The organism is Janthinobacterium amylolyticum (assembly GCF_051380655.1).
In the GTDB taxonomy this organism is placed as follows: Bacteria; Pseudomonadota; Gammaproteobacteria; order Burkholderiales; family Burkholderiaceae_D; genus Janthinobacterium.
Genome location: NZ_JBNYXL010000001.1, coordinates 172,000 through 193,799, shown reverse-complemented (window position 1 = coordinate 193,799; position 21,800 = coordinate 172,000). Strand labels below are relative to the sequence as shown.

The 21,800-nt window shown below is 64.4% G+C and carries 18 protein-coding genes; 8 read left to right on the top strand and 10 right to left on the bottom strand.

From position 1 onward, the window contains the following. Window positions 1-75 precede the first annotated feature (75 nt). From ACQ4WR_RS00900 to ACQ4WR_RS00885, 4 genes are all read left to right on the top strand, one after another. Window positions 76-396, top strand: a complete 321-nt coding sequence (locus ACQ4WR_RS00900) for a hypothetical protein (protein ID WP_436484688.1) — start codon at window positions 76-78, stop codon at window positions 394-396. Window positions 397-514: 118 nt separating this feature from the next. Beyond that, complete coding sequence (locus ACQ4WR_RS00895) at window positions 515-730, top strand: hypothetical protein (protein WP_436484686.1); 216 nt, start codon at window positions 515-517, stop codon at window positions 728-730. 113 nt (window positions 731-843) lie between these two features. Further along, window positions 844-3,708: a M16 family metallopeptidase gene (locus ACQ4WR_RS00890; protein ID WP_436484684.1), complete on the top strand. Its 2,865-nt coding sequence runs from the start codon at window positions 844-846 to the stop codon at window positions 3,706-3,708. A gap of 167 nt (window positions 3,709-3,875) precedes the next feature. Further along, the gene (locus tag ACQ4WR_RS00885; protein WP_436484682.1) at window positions 3,876-6,254 is read left to right on the top strand and encodes a M28 family metallopeptidase; all 2,379 of its coding nucleotides are present in this window, start codon (window positions 3,876-3,878) and stop codon (window positions 6,252-6,254) included. Between the two features lie 23 nt (window positions 6,255-6,277). On the opposite strand, the gene ACQ4WR_RS00880 is transcribed toward ACQ4WR_RS00885, so the two are convergent. Together ACQ4WR_RS00880 and ACQ4WR_RS00875 are read right to left on the bottom strand one after the other, a co-directional pair. Beyond that, window positions 6,278-6,532, bottom strand: coding sequence for a nucleotidyltransferase family protein (locus ACQ4WR_RS00880; RefSeq protein ID WP_102296876.1), 255 nt, complete (start codon window positions 6,530-6,532; stop codon window positions 6,278-6,280). Window positions 6,533-6,552: 20 nt separating this feature from the next. Then, window positions 6,553-7,338: a DNA/RNA non-specific endonuclease gene (locus ACQ4WR_RS00875; RefSeq protein ID WP_436484680.1), complete on the bottom strand. Its 786-nt coding sequence runs from the start codon at window positions 7,336-7,338 to the stop codon at window positions 6,553-6,555. Window positions 7,339-7,554: 216 nt separating this feature from the next. Here ACQ4WR_RS00875 and ACQ4WR_RS00870 point away from each other — a divergent pair, with 216 nt between their 5' ends. Both ACQ4WR_RS00870 and ACQ4WR_RS00865 read left to right on the top strand, forming a co-directional pair. After that, a complete protein-coding gene (locus ACQ4WR_RS00870) occupies window positions 7,555-8,082 on the top strand; it encodes an SRPBCC family protein (RefSeq protein WP_436484678.1) in 528 nt (175 codons plus the stop codon). Window positions 8,083-8,155: 73 nt separating this feature from the next. Next, a complete protein-coding gene (locus tag ACQ4WR_RS00865) occupies window positions 8,156-8,806 on the top strand; it encodes an energy transducer TonB (protein ID WP_436484676.1) in 651 nt (216 codons plus the stop codon). Window positions 8,807-8,860: 54 nt separating this feature from the next. On the opposite strand, the gene ACQ4WR_RS00860 is transcribed toward ACQ4WR_RS00865, so the two are convergent. From ACQ4WR_RS00860 to ACQ4WR_RS00835, 6 genes are all read right to left on the bottom strand, one after another. Then, a complete protein-coding gene (locus tag ACQ4WR_RS00860; protein ID WP_102296890.1) occupies window positions 8,861-9,874 on the bottom strand; it encodes a response regulator in 1,014 nt (337 codons plus the stop codon). Beyond that, window positions 9,867-10,964 carry a hybrid sensor histidine kinase/response regulator gene (locus ACQ4WR_RS00855; protein ID WP_436484674.1) on the bottom strand — a complete coding sequence of 366 codons (1,098 nt, stop codon included), beginning with the start codon at window positions 10,962-10,964 and terminating at the stop codon, window positions 9,867-9,869. The genes ACQ4WR_RS00860 and ACQ4WR_RS00855 overlap by 8 nt, the downstream gene beginning before the upstream one ends. Beyond that, a complete protein-coding gene (locus ACQ4WR_RS00850) occupies window positions 10,965-12,308 on the bottom strand; it encodes a sensor histidine kinase (protein WP_102296896.1) in 1,344 nt (447 codons plus the stop codon). Further along, window positions 12,308-13,702 (bottom strand): class I SAM-dependent methyltransferase, encoded by a 1,395-nt coding sequence (locus tag ACQ4WR_RS00845; RefSeq protein ID WP_102296899.1) that lies wholly within the window; start codon window positions 13,700-13,702, stop codon window positions 12,308-12,310. Before ACQ4WR_RS00845 ends, ACQ4WR_RS00850 begins: the two co-directional genes overlap by 1 nt. Before the next feature lie 283 nt (window positions 13,703-13,985). Continuing rightward, complete coding sequence (locus ACQ4WR_RS00840; protein ID WP_436484671.1) at window positions 13,986-15,011, bottom strand: AraC family transcriptional regulator; 1,026 nt, start codon at window positions 15,009-15,011, stop codon at window positions 13,986-13,988. After that, window positions 15,011-15,931: a GGDEF domain-containing protein gene (locus ACQ4WR_RS00835; RefSeq protein ID WP_436484669.1), complete on the bottom strand. Its 921-nt coding sequence runs from the start codon at window positions 15,929-15,931 to the stop codon at window positions 15,011-15,013. Before ACQ4WR_RS00835 ends, ACQ4WR_RS00840 begins: the two co-directional genes overlap by 1 nt. Window positions 15,932-16,237: 306 nt before the next feature. Here ACQ4WR_RS00835 and ACQ4WR_RS00830 point away from each other — a divergent pair, with 306 nt between their 5' ends. Further along, window positions 16,238-18,784, top strand: coding sequence for a TonB-dependent receptor (locus tag ACQ4WR_RS00830; protein ID WP_436484667.1), 2,547 nt, complete (start codon window positions 16,238-16,240; stop codon window positions 18,782-18,784). 17 nt (window positions 18,785-18,801) lie between these two features. Beyond that, window positions 18,802-20,667 carry a phytase gene (locus ACQ4WR_RS00825; RefSeq protein ID WP_436484666.1) on the top strand — a complete coding sequence of 622 codons (1,866 nt, stop codon included), beginning with the start codon at window positions 18,802-18,804 and terminating at the stop codon, window positions 20,665-20,667. Between the two features lie 76 nt (window positions 20,668-20,743). Here the strand turns inward: ACQ4WR_RS00825 and ACQ4WR_RS00820 are convergent, their stop codons facing one another. Both ACQ4WR_RS00820 and ACQ4WR_RS00815 read right to left on the bottom strand, forming a co-directional pair. Further along, window positions 20,744-21,166, bottom strand: coding sequence for a hypothetical protein (locus ACQ4WR_RS00820; RefSeq protein WP_436484664.1), 423 nt, complete (start codon window positions 21,164-21,166; stop codon window positions 20,744-20,746). Window positions 21,167-21,277: 111 nt separating this feature from the next. After that, the gene (locus ACQ4WR_RS00815) at window positions 21,278-21,595 is read right to left on the bottom strand and encodes a hypothetical protein (RefSeq protein ID WP_436484662.1); all 318 of its coding nucleotides are present in this window, start codon (window positions 21,593-21,595) and stop codon (window positions 21,278-21,280) included. Window positions 21,596-21,800: the final 205 nt, after the last annotated feature.

The following is a 21,800-nucleotide window of genomic DNA, read 5'->3' as shown; positions in this document are numbered from 1 at the left end:
TACCAGCATCAGGAAACACGACCAAATTTGATGTAAATTTAGTCCTCACAGAGTTTATTCACATGCGGAGCCGCCATGCCCCCCAAGGAACGCATCAAGCCGATTTCCTGCCTCAAGGCGAATACGACCGAGATCGTCAACGGCTTTGACGCGGGCCAGGACGAGCCCATCATCATCATCATCATCATCATCATCATCATCATCATCATCACGCAAAATGGCGAAGCGAAGATGGTCGTGCTGTCCATGCACGCGTACCAGGAAGGCAAGCGGCAGGCGCGGCAGATGCAGGAACAGCATGCGTTCATGAAGCTGATCGCCATGGGCAACCAGGAAATCGCGCGCGGCGACGTGATATCCGAAGCAGACTTCCTGTCCAGCCTCGACCAGGCCTGAGATGGCACGCATCGTCGTGCTGAAAAGCGCGCAAACCGATTTCAACGAGCTGCGCAGCGACTTCAAGGCGCATCACACGGCCGCAGCCCATGCGCAGTTCATCGCCGCCTTCCGGTAATTGCTGGCTGACCTGAAAACCTTTCCCGACAGCGGCTTGCCTGTCGAGGCCGCCCGCGAAGTGGGCATGGATGTGCGGCAACGCCTGTGCGCAGAGATCCGCGTCATCTACCACCATGACCGCGCGCACGGCATCGTGTACCTCCGTATGTTTGTGCCGACCCGGCGCGACTTGCTCAGCCACCTGACGGCGCGCATCCTGCGGCCCGACTTCTGAGCGTCCTTCCGCGCAACAACGCCTGCCCCTATGCACGGCGGCGCGAATATTCTATGCTGCGGTGTTGCACTTTCATAACATCCAAAAAAGAAGGAGCCCTCGTGTCAAGAATCATGCCCGCTTTATTACCCGCGTTCGCCCTGGCCCTGTCGGCCATGGCCTCGTCGAACCTGGGCGCCGCGCCCGTCAAACCGGCCGCCGCCCACAGCGCCAGCGCCAGCAAGGCCGAGCTGCTGCCGTTCAAGGCCACGGAAAAAACCCTGGCCAACGGCTTGAAGATCATCATCGTGCCGACCGGTTTCCCGAATATCGTTTCGCTGCAGATCCCCGTGCAGACGGGTTCGCGCAATGAAGTCGAGCCGGGCAAGTCCGGCTTCGCGCATTTCTTCGAGCACATGATGTTCCGTGGCACCAAGGCCTATCCGCCCGAGAAATACCAGGCAATCATCACCAAGGCCGGCGCGCGCCAGAACGCCTACACCAGCGACGACCTGACCAACTACCACACGACGTTTGCCAAGGATGACCTGGAAACCGTGCTGAAGGTGGAAGCGGACCGCTTCCAGCACCTCGACTATGCGGAAGACGCGTTCAAGACGGAATCGCGCGCCGTGCTGGGCGAATACAACAAGAACAGCGCCAATCCCGTCTCGAAACTGTTCGAGGTGATGCGCGACAGCGCCTACACGACGCATACCTACAAGCATACGACGATGGGTTTCATCCAGGACATCGAAGACATGCCGAACCAGTACGCATATTCGAAGATCTTCTTCGACCGCTGGTACCGTCCGGAACGCACCACCATCATCATCGCCGGCGACGTCGAGCCGCAAAAAGCCATCGCCCTGGTGGAAAAATACTGGAGCGCCTGGCAGCGCGGCAAGCAGCAGGCGGCCGTGCCCGTCGAGCCAGCGCCACGCGGCCCCGTCTACAAGCACGTGGCCTGGCCTACGCCGACCCTGCCATGGGTCGCCATCGGCTTCCATGCGCCCGCCTTCTCCGTGAAGGACAAGGACCAGGCTGCCCTGGCAACCTTGCTGTCGCTGTCGTTCGGCCGCACCTCGCCGCTGTACAAGCGCCTGGTGCAGAACGAACAGAAGGTCGATCAATTGTTCGACATGACGCCGGAGCGGGTTGACCCGACCCTGGCCGTGATCGGCGCGCGCGTGAAAAACATCGATGACGCCGTCTATGTGCGCGATGCGATCCTGAAAACCGTGGCCCAGCTGCGCGACACGCCAGTGAGCGAAAAAGACCTGGCGGACGCCAAGTCGGCGGAAAAATATGGCTTGATCCGCACCCTGGACAACACCGAGCAGATCGCCGGCACCCTGGCGTCCTTCGTGCATTTCGACCGCTCCTACGCCACCATCAACGAGTACTACCGCCTGATCGACACGCTCACGCCGGCCGACCTGCAGGCGGCCGCGCGCAAATACCTGACCGACGAGGGCCTGGTGGTGACCACCCTGTCGAACCAGCCGATGGCCGCCGCCATTGCCACCACGCCGAAACTGGCCAGCCTGCTGCCTGCCACGTCGACGGCCAAATTCGACGTGCTGGTGCAAAAGTCCGCGCTGCCGCAGATCCGCTACAAGCTGCTGTTTACGGCCGGTTCCGCGCAAGACCCGAAAGGCAAGGAAGGCCTGGCGGCGCTGACGGCCTCGATGGTGGCCTCCGCTGGTTCGTCCGAGCGCAAGATCGACGAAGTCAACCAGGCCCTGTTCCCGCTGGCCGGCAGCTTCAGCCAGCAGACGGACAAGGAAATGACGACGTTTACGGGCTCCATCCACAAGGATAACTGGGCCCAGTTCAATGCCATCGCCCTGCCGCTGCTGCTCTCGCCCGGCTTCCGCGAAGACGACTTCCGCCGCCTGAAGGATGCGCAAAAGAACGCGCTGCTGCTGGACCTGAAGGATAACAACGAAGAGGAATTCGCCAAGGAGCGTTTGCAAACGAATGTGTACGCGGGCACGCCGTATGGCCACCCCGTGCTGGGCACGGTGGCCGGCATCGACGCCATCACCCTGGACGACGTGAAGCAGTTCTGGAAGAGCGCGTACGCGCAGGGCGCCGTCAAGGTAGGCATTTCCGGCGACGTCTCCGACGCCATGACGGCCTCGCTGACGCAGGCGCTGGGCAGCTTGCCGGCCGGCCCCGGCTTGCCGGCCACGGTGAAACCCGTGGGCCGCAAGGCAAATGGCCTGGAAGTGGAAATCATCGAGAAAAACACGCGCGCCACGGCCATCTCCTTCGGCCTGCCTCTGGAGGTGACGCGCACGCACCCGGACTTCCCCGCCCTGTGGCTGGCAAAGACCTGGCTGGGCGAGCATCGCGCCTCGAATTCCTATCTGTACCAGCGCATCCGTGAAATCCGCGGCATGAACTATGGCGACTACGCGTATATCGAAGCCTTCCCGCGCGGCATGTACCAGTTCTTCCCGGACCCGAACCTGGGCCGCAAGGCGCAGCTGTTCGAGATCTGGATCCGCCCCGTGGCGCCGGACAACGCGCACTTCGCGCTGCGCGTGGCCCTGACGGAGCTGGGCAAGCTGGTCGACAATGGCCTGACGCAGGACGACTTCGCCACCACGCGCGACTATCTGATGAAGAATGTCTTCGTCATGACCTCGACGCAGAACCAGCAGCTGGGCTACGCGCTCGATTCGCAGTGGTATGGCACGCCCGAGTTCACCAAGCTGATGCGTGATGGCCTGTCGAAGCTGACGGTAGCCGACGTCAACCGGGCCATCAAGCAGCACCTGTCGGCGAAAAACCTGTCCGTGGTGATCGTTGCGAAAGATGCGGCCGGCCTGAAGGAAAAGCTCGTCAGCGACGCGTTTTCGCCCATCAAGTACGACGGCAACAAGCCGCAGGCCTTGCTCGATGAAGACAAGGTCATCGGCGCGATGAAACTCGGCATCCCGGCATCGGCCGTGACGGTCACGCCGGCAGCGCAGGCGTTCGCCAAGTAACACGCGCAGTCGCCACCTCATCCGATGCAGGCTGTCGGATGAGGTTTCCCGGCATTTCAGCACGGCTATCCACGCCTTCAGGCCGCCTATCCTCGCCTTGGTCGGAAAATAGCATCAAGACAATCTGGTTCTCCGCATACTGGTTTTCCCGCTCCCTGGGGAAAACCATGACAAGGACAACCATGCATGCGCCGCGCCTCCATTCGTTCCACCCCCTGATATATGCCTGCTGCGTGCTCGCCACCGCGCTGCCCTCCGCCGTGCACGCCAAGGCGCCGGCGCCAGCCCTGGCCGGCCACTGGCGCTTCCAGACCGCCACCGGCAGCACCAGCAATAACGGCGTGACGGTCGACCTGATCGATCAGGGCGTGCTCGACATCAGCGACGACGGCGGCCGCCTGACGGCAAGCATCGCCTGGCTCGACGAACGGGGCCAGCTGACGGCGCCGCGCCAGGTGCAGGGAGTTCCGGGGCCGGCAGGCACCGTCTTTCGCCACGCCGGCAAGCGCGTGAGCACGGGCCGCAATGGCAAGGACAGCAGCACCGACGTGACGATACGCTGGACCCTGCAGGCACACGGCGACGTGCTGGCCGGCACGCGCCTGGTCGAAACCGATGAAAACGACCCCAAGCCGGTCAGCGGCACGCGCCTCAAGGCGCGCTATGTCCCGCCTGCCTTGCCGCCCGCCGCCGTGGCAGCGGCCGCGGCAAGCGAGGCGGCGCGCGGCCCTTCCACGCCAGCCGAGCGCGCCCGCGTCGTGCAGATGGCGCTGGAGGCGCAGCAAGACCCGCTGGGCGTGCAGCGGCGCGATGGCGCCTGGCTTGCGGCGTGGATAGAATCCATTCCCGACCTCGTGCTGGCGCCCAGTCCGCTGGAAAGCTGGCTCGATGTCGCGCCCGCCGCCGCCATGCGCGAGGCTGCCGGCGTCCAGTACCTGGCCAGCGCGCTGGCCTTCCAGATCTCCCATCCGCAGCAGGCTGGCGACGTGGCCGCCACCAGCCTGGCCGCCATGGAAGGCGTGCTGCGCGGCTATGCCACCTTGCTGCGCCAGGATGCGCGCTACCGCTCAAACAAATTGGACCAGGCCGTGGCGGCGCGCCGGCAGGGACGCCTGCCCGCTTTCGTGGCGGCGCTGTCCGGCAGGCATGCCACGCTCGCCGGCGCGCCATCGCCAGCGTCCGATGCGACGGCGCGCGCCATCGTGGCGCTGGGCACGGGCGAGCCGCGCGTCATGGACTGGCTCGATATCCTGAGCAACCGTTTCGGCGGCCGCATGACGGGCAGCGATGCCTACACGCATGCGGCGCGCTGGACGCGCACGCAACTGCAGCAATGGGGCGTGCAGGCCGGACTGGAAGAAGCGGGCCAGATGCCGCTGGGATTTAACCGGGGACCCTGGTCGGCGCGCATGCTGGCGCCCGTGGCGCAGCCGCTGCGCATCGCCACGCCCGCTTACACGGCCGGCACCCGGGGCGTGCAGCAGGGTCTGGCGATCCTGGGACCGGCCACTCTGGAAGAGGCGCAGGAGCGCGCCGCGCAATTCAAAAACAAGTGGGTGCTGGTGGGCGGCGAGAACAGCGGCGACGGGCGCGACGGCGAGTTCGTGCACCAGCCCAGGGCCATCACACGCCTGCTGCTGGCGGCCGGCGCGCTGGGCACCATCCAGTCCGGCGAGGAACCGCTGTACGCGGCCAGCGGCGCGCCCACCAGCTGGGAATCACTGCCGAGCCTGCCGGACATCAAACTGGCCGCGCCGCAATACGCCGACATCCGCCAGCGCCTGGCCAGCGGCGAGCCGGTCACGCTGGAGTTTGACATCCGCAACTGGTTTTATCCTGGCCCCGTGGCTTATCACAATGTCGTGGCGCGCATTGCAGGCACGGACAAGCCGGAAGAAATCGTGCTGCTCGGCGCCCACCTGGACAGCTACGATGGCGGCACGGGCGCCGCCGACAACGGCGCCGGCGTGGCCAGCATGCTCGAAGCGATGCGCCTGCTGGCCAGGGCCAATGCGAGGCCGCGCCGCAGCATCGTGATGGTGGCGTTCGGCGCGGAGGAGCTGGGCCGCAAGGGAGCGTTCGCCTTTGCCAAGCAGCATGCCGGTGAATTGAAGAATATCGTCATGATGCTCAACCGCGACGGCCGGCCCGGCGCCATCAGCGGCATCACCATCCCCACCGCGTGGCAGCCGGTATTCCGGCGCGTCGAGCAGGCGCTGGATGGCGTCCATCCCGTGTTTGGCTACGCCACCACGCTCAACGATACGCCGCGCGATGCCGGCATGGCCATGCGCGCGGGCAGCGGCAGCGACGACGCCGTCTTCGCGGTAAACGGCGTGCCGACGCCGCGCTTTGGCATGCTTGGCGATTTCGACTATGCGCGCGTGCACCACACGGTACGCGACACCTATGAGAACGTGCTGCCGTTCAGCGCTGCGCAGCAATATTCCGCCATCGCCATCGCCCTGACGGCGTACACGGTGGCGAATGCGCCGGAAGACATCAGCAGGCAGGGCTACTATCGCGCCGCCGAAGCGGCACAGTAGACCTGCGCGCCGGCCTTGCCCGCTTATTCGAAGGGATTGGCCACCGATGTGACTTCGGGCGGCGGCAGCTGGTCCGGCAGCTGCTGCTTTTCCAGCTGCGCCACCACGTCGGCCAGCAGCTTTTGCAGCTGCTTCGCCAGCGCCAGGCCCGGCTTGTCGAGGGTCAGGTCGATGTCGCCGCTGATGCTGATGCGGTCAATGCGGTTTTCGATGGTCAGGTTGCCGATCTCCAGCACATCGCTTTCATTGGCATACGGGACGAATTTTTTTGCGCACATACGGTTTCCTTTGAGACGGATTATTTCCTGGACTTGCTATTTACCTTCGGCAAGCTCAGCATGCGCAGCTTCTGCTGCCGCGTCAGCGACGGTAACAGATCGATGCCGATCCTGTCTTCCAGTTGCGCGATGCTCAGCACCTCGTAGGCCTTGGTATCGGTGTTTTCAATGAAATAGGCGGCGCCGGCGCGCTGGCGCGGGCTGTACACGGCCTTGTACAAATGGCTGGGCACGATCACGCGGCCCACCTTGCGCAGGTTGCCGCCGATGAAGGCCGGTCCCGTGATCACGTACAGGTCGCCCTCCTTCTTCGCCATCTTGCGCACGGCGCCTTCGATGCCGGCCCACACGTAGCGGTTGTTGCGCGCGTCTTGCGGCACCATGTTGGCCAGCGTAAAGCTGTCGCGCTGGCTCTGGCGATCCGGCATGTCGCCGTTGGGCGCCATGTGGCCACGGTCGAAACCGCTGCGCGCGTAATCGGCCAGCTCGGCGCGCTGGCCGGCCGGCAGCTTGCGCTCGGCATGGAAGGAGTTTTCGCGCGACAGATCCTGCGCCGCTTCCAGGTTGCTCGCCTTCAAGTGCTCGGCCGACCACAGCGGCGTGCGCGTGATCCCCGAATGCATGACGCCAAACACGTTGTAGCACAGCTCCCTGGTGGCCACGTCCAGCTTGGGGTTGGTGATTTCCGGCTTGCGGCCGTCGACGTAATGGGATGGGCAGGCATCGGCATGTGCCAGGTTCGCGGCAAAGGCGGACGCCAGCAAGCCGCACGCCAGGGTCAGCCTGGCGATCGATCGTTGAATCATATTTCTCTCTGAAATCTTTGCAGGCCAGCATTTTAGCGGACGCGGAGCCCATACCACAATCCTGCCGTGCGCCCCTGCGCGCCAGGGGAAACGGGCAGGCATGCGGGCCTGCGCGGAGCCGGCGCAAATAAAGGCCAGGTAGCCGCGCACAGCCATACATATCTGCTAAGATTGACCCGATTCGTTCGCATCGACCATTCAAGATTTGGAGAGCATATGATCAAAAAAACCCTGCTGCTGATCGTTGTCGTCGTCGCCGCCATCCTCGGCTATGCCACCACCAAGCCCGACACCTTCAGTGTCCAGCGTGAAATCACCATCAAGGCCCCGCCCGAGAAAATCGCCGGGCTGATCACGGACTTTCGCTACTGGGCCGCCTGGTCGCCGTGGGAAAAGCTCGACCCGGCCATGCGCCGCACGTTTAGCGGTCCGGCCAGCGGCCTGGGCGCACAGTACGCCTGGACGGGCAATGACAAGGTGGGCGCCGGCCGCATGGAAATCACGGAAGCGGCCCAGCCCGAACGCACCGTCATCAAGCTGGATTTCCTGAAACCGTTCGAAAGCCACAACACCACCACCTTCACCATGACGCCCGAAGGCGACAGCACCAAGGTCAACTGGACCATGACGGGCCCCAGCCCCTACGTCAGCAAGGTCATGACGGTTTTCGTCAGCATGGACCGCATGATCGGCAAGGACTTTGAAAAGGGCTTGAATAGCCTGAAGGCTGCGGCCGAGCGTTAGGCGCCAGCCACCGTCACACCGACAGGGCCTGCGCGGCCCTGTTTTCTTTGCTGGTACCACCACTGGAAGCGCCTTGATCCGTATCAATTCACCAGGCCGCCTGCTGGCCGCCGCCCTGCTGGCCGCCGCCGGCCATGCCCATGCAACGGACGCCCTCATGGCGCCACCGCACTGCCCGCCCATCGCCGTGCCCGCCACGCCCACGCCGCTGCAGGGCACGGCACAGCTGCGCCTGCTGTTGCAGGAAGATGGCAGCATCGGGCAAGTGCAGCTGGAGCGCAGCAGCGGCAGCGCCGTACTCGACGCGGCCGCGCGCGCGATGGCCTTGGCATGCCGTTTCCAGCCATACCGCACCGGTGGCAAGGCCGCCAAGGTGTGGCTGGCGCTGCCCGTCAGCATGGCAACGCCGGCGCCGGTGCCCGTGCTGGTCAACGGCAGCGCCGGCGTGCGCGCCGTCACCCTGGACATCCGCCACTGCCGCCGTCCGGACTACCCGCCCGCCGCCCAGGCGCAGGGCGCGCAAGGCACGACCTACCTGGGCTTGTTGATCGGCACGGATGGCGTGGTGCTGGAAGCGCGGCTGGAACGCAGCAGCGGCTACCCGCAGCTGGACGAGGCGGCCCGCGCCGCCCTCGGCGCCTGCCGTTTCGCACCCGCATGGCAGGACGGCGCGCCCGTGCAGCAATGGGCGCGCAGCAGCTATGCCTGGCAACTGGCGCCCTGACAACAGCGTGGCGCCGTCAGGTGCCGCCAGCGCCTGTCCTGCTCGCTGCCCGCCTTAAAACTGTTCGATCCAGGCCGCCAGGTGGTCGGGCGTGAGGCCAGGTTCGGCCTGCACCAGCTTGCCCTGCAAGCCTTGCTCGGATTTACTCAGCTGCAAGGACCAGCCGCGCCGCGCCAGCCACAGCAGGCTGGCCAGCCAGAACGAGTGGATGGCGGACACGGGCGTGGCGGTCGGCGTTTCCAGGAATTCCGTCAGCAGGCGGCCATCGAGGAACAGGGCCGTGCCGCCCTGGTTCAGCAGCGCCGCGCCAAACACGGGCACCAGCAAGTCCACAGCTTGTTCCACGCCGCGCCCCGGATGGTCGCGTTCCAGGCTCTCGAGCTGCTGGCGCACGGCAGCGGCAAACGCCGTGCTGCGGAACGCTTCCGAACTGATCAGGTCGGCATAATCCATCAGCAGCCAGTCCGGTTCGGGCGGCGTGACGCCGGCCGTCAGGGCCGCCGACAGGTACGCCTCCACAGGCAGCTGCTGCTCCGGCCCGGCCAGGCTGGCGCACAGCGTATACAGGGTGCCGATGCGGTTGGCGATGGCTTGCCGCTGGCGCACCATCAGCTTTTCGCGCAGCAGTTGCGCATGTTCATTGCGCAGCCGCGCCAGTTCCAGCGCCTGTTTCAGCTCCATGCGCAGCGCCGCGATATCCCACGGCTTCTGGATGTAGCGGTGGATCTGCCCCTGGTTGACGGCTTCCACCGTGTGTTCCAGCTCGGAATACGCGGTGGTGAGTATGCGCACGATGTGCGGATGGCGGTCCCAGGCGTATGACAGCAGTTCGTTGCCATACGCGCCCGGCATGCGCTGGTCCGAGACCAGCACCGCGATGCGGTCGGCCTGCTCGTCGAGGATGCGCTTGCCCTCCTCGACCGAGGTGGCCGTCAGCACGTCGGCCAGCGGCGCGATGGCGCGCTGGAAATATTTGAGGGCGTTGGCCTCGTCATCGACATAGAGTATCGTCGGCAAGCCTTGCGCCGGCTCACGCTGAGCCGGTAAACGCAGATTGGCGTCAATCATGCTCGTTCCTTATATGTACTGGAAAATTCAGGGTCACTGTGGTGGAACTGCCAAACTCGCTGGCGATGTCCAGATTGCCGCCGAACGACTGCATCATGCGGCGGCAAAAGACCATGCCCCAGCCCTTGCCTTCGCCACTGTCGGCGCTCACGGGATCGAGCAGCAGCTGTTCGACAATCTCGGGGGCGATGCCGGCGCCATTGTCGCGCACCTTGATGGTGCCGGCGCCGATGCTGATGGTCAGCGCCGGCTCGGCCTGCTCTTCGACCGAACGCAGGGCCTTGCCCAGCACGGAAGAGACGATCAGCGAAACGCAGTTGGGCGACTCGGCGATGGCAAAGTCTTCCTGCACCTCGACCTGGATGGCGGCACGCTGCTGCGCGCTCAGCGGATAGCTGTCCAGCAAGGCCGCCAGCAGCTGGCGCGCGCTGCCGGCGCGGCGGCCATCCTGCATGCCGGGCCCGCTGCTGGCCAGGCGCACGGTATCGATGAAGCTGGCCAGCACGGACAGGCAGTAGCGGGCATTGCCATGCATGAGGGCGGCCGCTTCCGCGATCTCCGCTTGCGCTTCGGCCGTGCCTTGCGCGCGCCGCTCGATGCCGCGCGCAAAGTTTGCGATGGCCGCCAGCGGCGTATTCAATTCGTGCGCCAGGAAGGCCAGCGATTCTTCCATCGCCACCAGGCCCTGGCGACGCGCCGTGCGCTCCCTTCCCGCCTGCACGGCCAGCTGCAGCGCCGTCTGCATGGCGGCCATGTCGAGCGGCTTTTCCAGCAGGCGGAACAAGGTGCCGCCATTCAGCAGTTCCAGCAGCACATCCTTGTCCGCATACGCCGTGACCAGCATGCACACGATGTGCGGATAGCGCTGCACCACTTCCTGCAGCAAGTCGCTGCCCAGGCGGTCCGGCATGCGGTAGTCGGTGACGAGCACGTCGACCTCGCCTGCCACATCCTGCAGCAGGGCCAGGGCCGTGTCGACGCTGGGGGCCGTCAGCACCCGGTAGTGCGCGGCAAAGGCCCGCTCGAAATACTTGCAGGCCAGTGGCTCGTCGTCCACGTAGAGCACGGTGGCGCGGCTGTCGTTGTCCATCTAGCGGCCCTCCCAGTCCGAGCGCTGCAGATCGAAATTCATGCTGGCCCACTCGCCGAGCACGCTTTCGGCGCTCAGGGTGCCGCCGTGGCGTTCGATCACGCCATAGCTGATGCTCAGCCCCAGTCCCAGTCCCTGCCCCACTTCGCGCGTGGTGAAAAACGGTTCGAAGACGCGCGCCAGGTTTTCCGGGGCGATGCCGGGGCCATTGTCGCGCACGCTGATGCGCAGGCGCTCCTCGTGCCAGTGGGCCGTGATGCGGATCTCGAACGGCGGCGCATTGCCCTTGCGCATGGACAGCACGGCATTGCCCAGCAGGTTGATCAGCACGCCGACGATGGCCGCCTCGTCGCCGCGCACCAGGGTATCGACCGGCAAGTCGTGGCTGATGCCGACATTCTTCGTTTCGTGGCCCACCAGGCGGATGGCCGCGTCGAGCGCGCTGCGGAACTGGAAGTGGCCCGTTTCCAGCTGGTTGCCGCTCTTGCGGTAAGCAAAGGTTTTCAAGTCCGAGACGATGTGCTGGACGCGCAGCATGCCCTGCTTGGCATCGGCCAGGCATTCGCTCACCAGCGCGCTTTGCTTGGCGGCCGGGTCTTCGATGGCTACCTCGATGGCCATCATGCAGAAATTCACGGGATTGTTGACCTCATGCAGCATGCCGGCGGCCAGGGTACCGATGGCGGCCATTTTCTCCTGCTGCAGCATCTGTCCCTTGATATCGGCCAGGCTTTTATTCGTTTCTTCCAGCTGCGTATTCTTTTGCGCCACTTCCGCCTTCAGCTGGAACAGCATGAAGCGGGCGCGCTCGTTGAAATAGGTAAACACGGCGCTGATGCTGGCCGACATGATGAGGAACAGGCAATTGACGACAAACGTTCCCGGCAAGTCGAAGCCATGCGCATGCCAGACGCAGGCGGCCACGTACAGCAGGCAGGAAATGGCGCCGAAGACCATGTTTTGCCACAGGCCGAACGCCAGCACGATGCCCGAGGAATAGATCGCCAGGGTCATGCCCACGTAATAGATCGAGGTGGCGCCTTCGGTGACGGCGATCATCCACGCGATCATGATTTGCGGCAGGATCAGCCAGACGAAAGTCAGGCCCTGGATGCGGTCTTGCGCCCACTGCGTGCGCATGGCCAGCACGACAATGAAGATCAGCGCCGACACCAGCACGCGCGCGCTGGTGAAGGCCGACTGCATGTCCGGATACAGGGCCGAATCGAGGCCCATGCCCAGCAGGATCAGGACAATGCCCGTGTAGGCGCCGCCGCGGCTGAACTCCAGGCGGAAATCGCGCAATACGGCCGTATAGCCGGCGTGCAGGCCTGGACTATCCATCAAGGAATGCTCACTTCCGCAAAGACATTGACACCGGTGGCATCAACGTAGACCAGGTGGTCGGTGGCATGTTCCGGCAACAAGGCCGACAAACTGGCTTCATTGCGATAGATCAAATGCCATTCCAGCAAATGCTCCATGCCGAACTTGCCCGGATTATCGGCGTGCACATTCGTGACGAGCAGGCGCCCGCCCGGCCCCACGCGCGACGCGAAGTGCAGCAGCAGGCGCGCGCACACCTTGTCGGACAGGTAGTCGAACAGGCCGGCGCAATACACGGCGTCGAAGCTGCCGGGCAAGCCCGTGGCGCCCGAACCGTGGCGCCGCTTGAGCAGGTTGTGCACGGAGTCATGCACATAATCGATTTCCACCACGCGCCCCGTGCGCTGCATGATCGTCGTCAGGCGCGCGCGCGTCCAGTCCAGCGTTTCGCTGCTGAAGTCGACCAGCTCGAAGGCCAGCCACTGGGCATCCGGGCAGGTTTCCAGGAAACGCTGCACCTCGATGGCGGGGCCGCAGCCCACGTTGAGCACCTTGAAGACGCGCCCCGCCTCGCGGGCGGCGGCCGCCTTGCGGGCCAAAAATTCCGTCAGGATATCGATGCGGTTGCGGTGCGCCGTCGCCACGGCCGCCTGCAGGAAGGCCGCATTGACGATCTGAAAGTAGGTGCTCGGTCCCTGGCGCGGATCGTCGAGCAGCTGGTTGACCATCTGGTAGTCGCCCGCATAGCCCAGCGGCTTGGTAAAGGTGCGGAAAACAAAGGGCGCGCGCAGGATCAAGGGGTGCAGCGCCGCCTGGGCAAACGCGCGGTGGGCCGGCGCCCGCTCTTCCTCGACCAGCGAGGCTTCCGCTTCAAGCTGGCGCAGGTACAGCTGGGTTTGCTCCATCAGCGGCAGGGCCAGCTCATCGAAGATATCGGGGCGCAGGCGGCCATTTTCCTTGGGCAGCGAGTCGGACAAGTCGACCTGCTCGACCCAGCGCGCCACTTCCGACAAAAAGGCGCGCATTTCATTGACGACGATCTGGTAGTCGCGGCGGATGCGGAAGCGCTCGCCCCATCCCGCCACAAACGCGCTCGATTCCTTCGCCACGGCGCCCTTGACCACCACCACGTCGCTCAATTCGCGCCACTCGTCGATCAGGGTGACGGACACGATCGCCGTCAAACCCGTGTTGACGCTGCTGATGACGACCGCCTTGCCCACATAGGCATTCTTCGCCCCCATGCGCACCGTCACTTCGTTGAGCACCTCGCTGACCTGCACAATCGAGTAGGGATTGTAGATTTCCATGACCAGCGAGTTGCGCTGCAAGTTGAAAATCGTGCCGCGCACCGCCTCACCCTGGGTGTTGCGGAAACTGACGACTGGATCGATTTGCGATTGTGAATACACGATTGAGCATTATCAAGTTGCCCGGTTCCCGGCGCGCCAAGATGGGACGTCGGTTGCCAGACTGGGTTAAGGCAAGGCAAGCCGGTCAGCTGCCGCCGGCACACCATCGATATGGCGGCGCTGCGGCGTCGCGTGCTGCCTTGCCGGACCGCCTCGAAGCGCGTCTGTTCGCTCTCTGATCGAGTGTACTATGGATGTAGCAGAACGGGCAATTGTTCCCTCTGGAACCACTCGCTGTGGCGCCGGCGCACAACGCTGCCCCGCGGTTGACGGAAAATCGTCCTCAGCCCGCCACGAATAATGCCAGCGCATGGCGCAGCAACTGTGGCGTCTGCCCCGTCCAGCGCTTGAACGAACGGCGAAAGTTGGTGGCATCATGAAAGCCGAGATAGGCGGCGACGGCGTCATTGTCGTAGCCATGCGCCTGGAACAGGTAGATCGCCTTGTGCGCGCGCACCTGGTCCAGCTCGGCCTGGAAGTGCGTGCCATGGCGCGCCAGGTGGCGCTTGAAGGTGGCGGGACTGACGCCGAATTCCTGCGCCGTGCGCTCCAGGGTGGGCGCGCAGCGGATGTTGGCCAGCAAATAATCGTACAGCGCGCCCAGCAGGCTGGCCGCCGGGACCGGTGCCATTGCCGCCGCGCGCACGGCCAGCGCGGCCGCCGTGGCGTTGCCGCGCGGCCAGGGCTTGTCCAGCCAGCTGGAATCGATCAGCATGGCGTCGACCTGGCAATCGAAGCGCAGCGCCTGGCCCAGGTGGACTTCGTGCTGCTCCACATGCCGGGGCCGCGCCCGGTTGAAACAGAAGCGCCACGGCAGCGACTCGCCGGCCAGCCAGCGGCACATGGCGGCCAGCGCCGTCATGTGCATTTCCACCAGGAAGGGCAGCTGGCTGGGCGCGCCAAAGGCGTCGACCCAGTACAGCACGTGCATGTCGCCCGCCTCGCGCAGGCGCGGCTGCAGCAGCGGACACAGCAAAGTATGAAAGCCGCACAGGATGCCCAGGGCCTGGCGCAGGTTCTGCGCCTGCAGCAAGGCGTGGCTGACGGCGCCGTAATGGCCGGGCAGCATTTGCTGGCCCAGCATGAAGCTGGTATCAGCGCTGTCGAGCCCGCGCGCCGCGTTGGCCAGCAATTGCAGGTATTGCGCGGCGCTGACCTGGCTTTCCTCGGACGGCAGCAGGCCGTCGTCGAGTCCGGTTCCCTTGAGCAGCGGCGCCGTGTCCAGGTCGCGGCTGCGCGCGTAGTCGAGCACCAGCGCCGGCTGGTGCCGCGCCGCGATGCCGGGGTCGCCTTGCTGGAGCAGCGGCATCAGGCGGCCGCGGCGGCGCTGGTGCGCGGCGCGGCGCCGGCATCGGCACCGGCGCGCGGGGTTTCCACCGCCCGGCTCAGTTCGGCCAGTACCACTTCCGGCACGCCATCGGTAAGCGCGCAGGCATGGCGCAGGCTCAGGCGGATTTCCCGGTTGTCGTTCGCATGGTGGCGCATCTGCCCCACCATGCTGCACAGGTGGCGCGCATGCGTAGCCGCCGCCTCGCGCGAGACGCCCGGCATCAGCACGGCAAAGCGGTCGCCAGCATAGCGGCACAGCAAGTCGTCATTGCGCAAGTTCAGCAGCAGCATGTGGCCGACGGCCTGCAGCACGCGGTCGCCTTCGCGGTGGCCGTATTCGCGGTTAATCAGATGGAAGCTGTCGATGTCGAGCAGGACCAGTGCGCAATCGAGGCCGGGGCGGCGCTCCTGTTCCAGGCGCATCTGCGTGCGCAGATAACTGGCGTCGGCCAGCTGCGTGATGCGGTCGAAGGCGCGGTGGTCGCGGAACAGGCGCTCGCGCTTTTGCAGGTGTTCGTTCAGGCGGAACTGTTCTTGCCGCCAATAGTACATGCCGATGGTCAGCACCAGCATGCCAAAGGGGATCAGCGCTTCGAGCCAGTTATCCCAGACATCATGCTTGTCGACGGCAAAGAATTCGTCCAGACAATCGGCCCAGGAGCCCAGCATGATGGCGCACAGGCCGCCGGCGATCAGGCTCGTCACCAGGCCGCGCGGACGGCTGCTGAGGGTAAACAGGAACCACACGCCGGCCATGACGGCCGTGCCGCCTTCGCAGACGATGTCCATCCACTTCCAGATGGCGAACGGTTTCACTTGCCCGAAGGTGGCATACAGCAAAAAAAACAGGGGCAGCGCCAGTGCGGCGGCAATCAGGCTGTTACGGTGCAATGGCAGCATGTGGGAAACCTTTAAAAGTGGTGCTGCCGCCACGATAGCGCCCGCCCATGACGGCACGATGACACGCCGGCGTGGCGCGCGGCAGGTGCAAACGGCTCACCATTGCGTCACAACAAGCAGCAAATGCACCAGGCGCCTGTCCATGCGCCCTGCGGCGAGAGGTCATTTCAGCTCACCGCCCTTCATTTCCGGCAGGAAAAAGTCCGCCCGCCGTTGTTTTCAGGACGACAAGCCTTTGCCTGTCACGCAACCGTCATATTTGCTGCCTAGAATCCGCCCGGTTCCTTCCCCCTAACCGAGCTCTTCATGAAAACCATGCACACTTCCTTCCCCTCCCCGCTGCGCCTGACCGCCCTGTCGCTCGGCATCATGGCCGTCTTCAGCGGCGCCAGCCAGGCTCAGGCACAAGTCCAGGTCCAGGACGATGGCCAGCCGGCCGCCACGGTGGTTGTCAGCGGACAGCGCGCCAGCCTGCGCAACGCCATCGCGGCGCAGGAAAAAGCCGACAACATCATCAGTGTCATCAGCAGCGACGATATCGGCGGCTTGCCGGATAAAAACGCGGCCGAGGCGCTGGCCCGCTTGCCGGGCGTGTCCGTGCAGCGCGACCAGGGCGAGGGCCGCTACATCACGGTGCGCGGCCTGGGTCCGGACCTGAATGCGGTGACCATCAATGGCGCGCTGGTGCCGTCGCCGGAAGCGGGCCGCCGCGCCGTGGCGCTGGACATCCTGCCTGCCGGCCTGATCCGCACCCTGGAAGTGTCGAAGACCCTGCTGCCGGAAATGGACGCCAACTCGCTGGGCGCCACGGTGGAGGTGAAATCGCTGTCCGCCTTCGACTTGCCGGGCAAGCTGCTGTCGGCCAACGTGGGCGCCAGCTACGACGAAAAAACGGGCAAGACCAGCCCCAGCGGCGGCGCCCTGTGGGCCCAGCGCTTTCTCGATGGCAAACTGGGCGTGGCTGCCGGCCTGAGCGCGGAAAAGCGCTCGTTCGGTTCGGACGACGTGGAAACGGGCGGTTCCTGGAGCAAGGGCAAATTGTCGAGCCTGGAATTGCGCGATTACCTGCCCGTGCGCAAGCGCGGCGCGCTGGCCGTCAATCTCGACTACCGTCCGGAAGCGGGCAACAGCTGGTTCCTGCGCTCTTTCCTCAGCGAGTTTTCCGACAATGAAGTGCGCGACCGCCTGACCATCAGCAATATCGCCGGCGGCAGCCTGGCCGAAGGAGACAGCGGCACGGCACGCGCCGAGCGCCGCATCCGCCAGCGCAAATACACGCAGCAGGTGCGCTCGCTGGTCCTCGGCACGCAGCAGAAATCGGGCGGCTGGACCCTGGACGTGAAAGGCGGCATGAGCCGCGCCACGGAAGACACGCCGGAATCCTTGAACGACGGCCGTTTCCGCGGCACCGGCAACTTTACGGGCATCAGCTTCACGGATACGCAGGAACCGGAGCTGAGCGGCCCCGCCTCGCTGTACGACCCGGCCAACTACGCGCTCAACGCCATCACCCTGCAAAAGCGCTACTCGAAGGACAATGAACACCATGCTCGCATCGACCTGGCGCGCAAGTTCGACATCGCCACCCTGAAATTCGGCGCCAAGGTCAGCCGCCGCGAAAAGACCAATGACACGGATCAATGGGCATACAACAGCAGCAAGGCCAGCAGCGGCAATTACTGGGGGCCTGGCGCCACCTCGATGAGCAATTTCGTGCAGGGCCACACCCTCGACTACGACCTGGGCAACATCGGCGTGGCGCTCGACCCTGCACTGATACGCGCCCGGGTTGCCGGCCTGGACCGCGCCAAGGCGCGCCTGGCCACGGAATCGATCATCAACGATTACCGCATGCACGAAGACATCAACGCCATGTATGTGCAGAACAGCTATGACTTCGACGCCTGGCATATCCTGGGCGGCGTGCGCGCCGAGCGCACCAGCTTCGAGGCGGCCGGTTCGCAGGTGGACAGCGCCGGTGCCGCCACGCCCTTGACGCGCGAACGTGCGTACACCAACTGGCTGCCGAACCTGCAAACCCGCTATGACCTCGACCACAAGACCAGCGTGCGGGCCGCCTGGACGCAAGCCGTGGTGCGCGCCAACTTCAGCCAGCTGGCACCGGGCATCAGCCTGGCCAGCAATACGGAAGCCGTCATCGGCAACCCGGACTTGAAGCCGCTGAAAGCGAACAACCTGGACCTCGGTATCGAACGCGTGCTGGGCAACGATGGCGTGATGTCGGCGTACGGCTTCTACAAGGACATCAAGAATTTCACCTACACGACCAACCTGGCCGGCACGGGATCGTGGGCGGGCTACACCTCGGCCACCTCGTATGCGAATGGCGACGCGGCAAAAGTCAAGGGCATCGAACTGGCCTACATGCAACCGCTGCGCATGCTGCCGGCGCCATTCAACAAGTTCCTTGTCGGCGTGAACGGCACCCTGAGCACCTCGCGCGCGCAGATCGGCCGCTTCGACAAGGCCAGCAACAAGCAGATGAGCCGCGACATCCGCCTGCCGGGCCAGTCGAACCAGGTGATGAACTTGATGCTGGGCTATGAAACGGGGCCGGTCAGCGCCCGCCTGGCCCTCAACTACAAGTCGCCTTATCTGCTGGAAATGGGCGGCGACATCCTCGACCAAAGCCAGGATCATATCGTCGACAGCCAGAAGCAGCTCGATTTCTCGCTGTCCTACCAGATCAGCAAGCAGTTCCAGCTAACGTTCGAGGCGGCGAACCTGAACAACGAGAAATACTATGTTTACCAGGGCAGGAAGCAATACAACGTGCAGAACGAACAATATGGCCGCACCTTCAAGGTGAGCCTGAAAGCCAATGCCTTCTGATGATGATTGTCAATACTATGAAAAAAACCGTACTCTGCAGCGCCTTGCTGGCCGCATTTTCCTTCAGCAGCGTGGCGCTCGCCGCCCCGGCTGCTTCCACCGCCGCGCCTGCCTTCACGCAGGAGGCGGAAGAACTGGCGCGCCTGCCCGGCGGCGGCTGGCTGACACTGGACAAACACGGCTTGCGCCTGTTCAACGCCAGCGGCCAGGAGCAGGACCGCATCGCCGTGCGCGCCAAGCAGCTTGACACCCGCGTCGCGGGCGGCACGCTGCTGGCCGTCTTCCTGGAGGCCGACACCCAGCGTCCGCTGCCCGTGACCGTCGATGTGCAGGCCGGCAAGCTGCTCAAGCTGGCGCCGTTCCCCGTGCCTACATTTTCCGTGGAAGCGTCGTGCTTGTACCGCGACGCCCAGCAGCTCGATCATCTGTTTTTGATCGGCAAGGATGGGCAAGCGGAACAATGGGTCATGCACGGCGAGCAGCGCCAGCTGGTGCGCAAGCTGGCCTTGCCGCCGCATGCCAAGCATTGCCGGGCCGACGATGGCGCCCGGCGCCTGCTGGTCAGCGAGTCCAACATGGGCGTGTGGGCGTATGACGCCGATGCCGAAGGCATGGGCAAGCGCGAAGTAGTGGCCCTGCGCAAGCCCTATGGCCAGCTGGACGGCGGCGCCGGGGCCCTGGCCGTGCTGCCCGGTGGCGTGGCCGTGCTCGATGGCAAGGCGGAAAAGCTGCACCTGTACACGCATCAGGGCAGCCAGTGGACGGCCCTGCCACCGCAGGCTGTCGCCTTGAATGTGCGCAAGGGCGACAGCCAGCTGGCGCTCGATGGCAATTCATTGATGTTGCGTGGCAAAAGCGGTTGGCAGACGCGGCCGTTAAAGTGGCACGGCAAGGCGGAAACGCAGCCTCCTGTCGCCATCATCGCGCCGCAGGCCCAGACGGCACCGATGGCGCGCCAGGGCGACGCGGCCGACGATCCGGCCATCTGGTTGTCCGGCAACCCTGCCGACGCGCGCATCCTGGGCACCAACAAGAAACAGGGCTTATTGGTCTACGACTTGCAAGGCAAGCAAACCCAGCTGCTGGAAGTGGGCCGTTTGAACAATGTGGACGTGCGCCAGAATATCGCATTCAATGGCCGCAAGGCCGACCTGGCCGTGGCCACCCAGCGCGATGACAACAGCATGATGCTGTTTACCATCAATGCCGATGGCGTGGTGGCCGAAGCGGGCCGTTTTCCTACGGGCCTGAAAAGCATCTACGGCATGTGCCTGTATCAGCCGGCCAGCGGCGGCGTGCAAGCGTTCATCAACGACAAGGACGGCACTTTCCAGCAATACAGCATCGGCCTGGAAGGCAACAAGTTCAGCGCCACCCTCTTGCGCAGCTTCAAGGTTGCCTCGCAACCGGAAGGCTGCGTGGCCGACGATGCCAACGGCAGATTGTTCCTGGGCGAGGAAACGCGCGGCGTCTGGACGACGTCCGCCGACGCCGCCAGGCCGGACGCCCTGTCCATGGTCTTGCCGGTCGGCCAGCACCTGGCAGCCGACGTGGAAGGCATGGCCATCTACCGCCAGCCAGGCGCCAAGGCCAACACCGGCTACCTGATCGTCTCCAGCCAGGGCGACAGCAGCTACGTGGTGCTTGACGCGCAAGCGCCGTACAAGGTGCGCGGCCGCTTCAAGGTGGGGTTTAACTTGGCAGGCGGCATCGACGGCACCTCGGAAACGGATGGCCTGGACGTGACCTCCGCCAACCTGGGCGGCGCGTATGCGCAAGGCATGCTGGTGATACAGGACGGCTACAAGCGCTTGCCCGATGGACCGCAGAACTTCAAGTACGTGGCGTGGTCGGACGTGGCCAGGGCCTTGCAGCTGGAGTAAGGCGGCAGAAACGGGGACGGACCCGGCAGATCCGTCCCCGCATGCCCGTCAAGCGCTCCGCCCGCTGCGGCGCTTATCAATATGAAATACGAAAAGGCAGCCGCTTGCCATACAGCTCAACCATGCCCGACACGGCCAGGCGCCGTGCCGACAGCTCCTCGATATCAACCAGCGACAGGTCGCCGTGCTCCATCATGTAGATGCCGGATTCAGCGGCATCGAGGTGCTTGCCAAGCGGCCCGGTGACGGCCGCTCCCGGCAGGCCTTCCGGCACGCGCAGGCCGTGCAGGAAAAACACGGGTGGATAGAGTGCCCACGACCATTCTCCCTCTTCCTCTCCCTCCTCCTCTTCCGCCTCCAGCCGGCGCATGAACAGATCGTCATCGCCATGAATATCGATGTTAACCTCCAGCATGCCGTTGCCCAGCGCATCGAGCCCGATGCGCGACTTCGTCGCATCCACCGCAAAATTGGTGCCGCCGATACTGAAAATACCCATGCGCTACTGCTCCTCATTAACATTGTCTGCAGGGACCTGAGCGGCCCCTGCGCGAGTGTAGCAGCCCGCCGCTCCTCCACGTAGCGCGGCAGAGCCAGCGTGGTGCAATGATCAGAACGGCCAGGCGGGCGTGGCGCTTTCCAGGTCGACCCACTTGCCGGTTGCCAGCTGGTTATGCTTGCCGGCCGGCAGCGCATAAAAGCTGCGCGGCGCCAGCGGCAGGCCCAGGTCGGCGACGGAGTTTTGCGCGTCGCTGCTCAAGGCGATGCCATACATCCAGAACAGCTGGCGCATGTCGCGGCCGATGATCTTCGAGCTCAGCACATACAGCAGGTCGTGATTGCTGATGCTGTTGGTGGCGTAGCGACCCATGGCGTATCTTGCCGCCGTGGCCGCGCTGAAGTCCTTGGCCACCCATGTCGGCAGCACGGGTTTATTATTTTTTTTATTTTTTACAACAAGGTTTATGAATAAATAATTACCTCGCGGTTGCATCAGGAAAGCGACAGCATCACTGCCGGCTTACCTTGAGGAAGTATCATAAAATCATTTTGATTATCATATTTAAGAAAAAATCGATGAACTGACGATGCTCGCCAGCCATTACGAAAAAAAATAATTACTAAAGAATTAA

Excerpts from the sequence above, each read along its gene's own strand:
- ACQ4WR_RS00855 (WP_436484674.1), bottom strand. The coding sequence starts at position 10,964 with ATGGACAACGACAGCCGCGCCACCGTGCTCTACGTGGACGACGAGCCA.
- ACQ4WR_RS00840 (WP_436484671.1), bottom strand. The coding sequence starts at position 15,011 with ATGCCGCTGCTCCAGCAAGGCGACCCCGGCATCGCGGCGCGGCACCAG.
- ACQ4WR_RS00890 (WP_436484684.1), top strand. The coding sequence starts at position 844 with ATGCCCGCTTTATTACCCGCGTTCGCCCTGGCCCTGTCGGCCATGGCC.
- ACQ4WR_RS00880 (WP_102296876.1), bottom strand. The coding sequence starts at position 6,532 with ATGTGCGCAAAAAAATTCGTCCCGTATGCCAATGAAAGCGATGTGCTG.
- ACQ4WR_RS00900 (WP_436484688.1), top strand. The coding sequence starts at position 76 with ATGCCCCCCAAGGAACGCATCAAGCCGATTTCCTGCCTCAAGGCGAAT.
- ACQ4WR_RS00820 (WP_436484664.1), bottom strand. The coding sequence starts at position 21,166 with ATGGGTATTTTCAGTATCGGCGGCACCAATTTTGCGGTGGATGCGACG.
- ACQ4WR_RS00830 (WP_436484667.1), top strand. The coding sequence starts at position 16,238 with ATGAAAACCATGCACACTTCCTTCCCCTCCCCGCTGCGCCTGACCGCC.
- ACQ4WR_RS00885 (WP_436484682.1), top strand. The coding sequence starts at position 3,876 with ATGACAAGGACAACCATGCATGCGCCGCGCCTCCATTCGTTCCACCCC.
- ACQ4WR_RS00850 (WP_102296896.1), bottom strand. The coding sequence starts at position 12,308 with ATGGATAGTCCAGGCCTGCACGCCGGCTATACGGCCGTATTGCGCGAT.
- ACQ4WR_RS00870 (WP_436484678.1), top strand. The coding sequence starts at position 7,555 with ATGATCAAAAAAACCCTGCTGCTGATCGTTGTCGTCGTCGCCGCCATC.
- ACQ4WR_RS00860 (WP_102296890.1), bottom strand. The coding sequence starts at position 9,874 with ATGATTGACGCCAATCTGCGTTTACCGGCTCAGCGTGAGCCGGCGCAA.
- ACQ4WR_RS00875 (WP_436484680.1), bottom strand. The coding sequence starts at position 7,338 with ATGATTCAACGATCGATCGCCAGGCTGACCCTGGCGTGCGGCTTGCTG.
- ACQ4WR_RS00825 (WP_436484666.1), top strand. The coding sequence starts at position 18,802 with ATGAAAAAAACCGTACTCTGCAGCGCCTTGCTGGCCGCATTTTCCTTC.
- ACQ4WR_RS00835 (WP_436484669.1), bottom strand. The coding sequence starts at position 15,931 with ATGCTGCCATTGCACCGTAACAGCCTGATTGCCGCCGCACTGGCGCTG.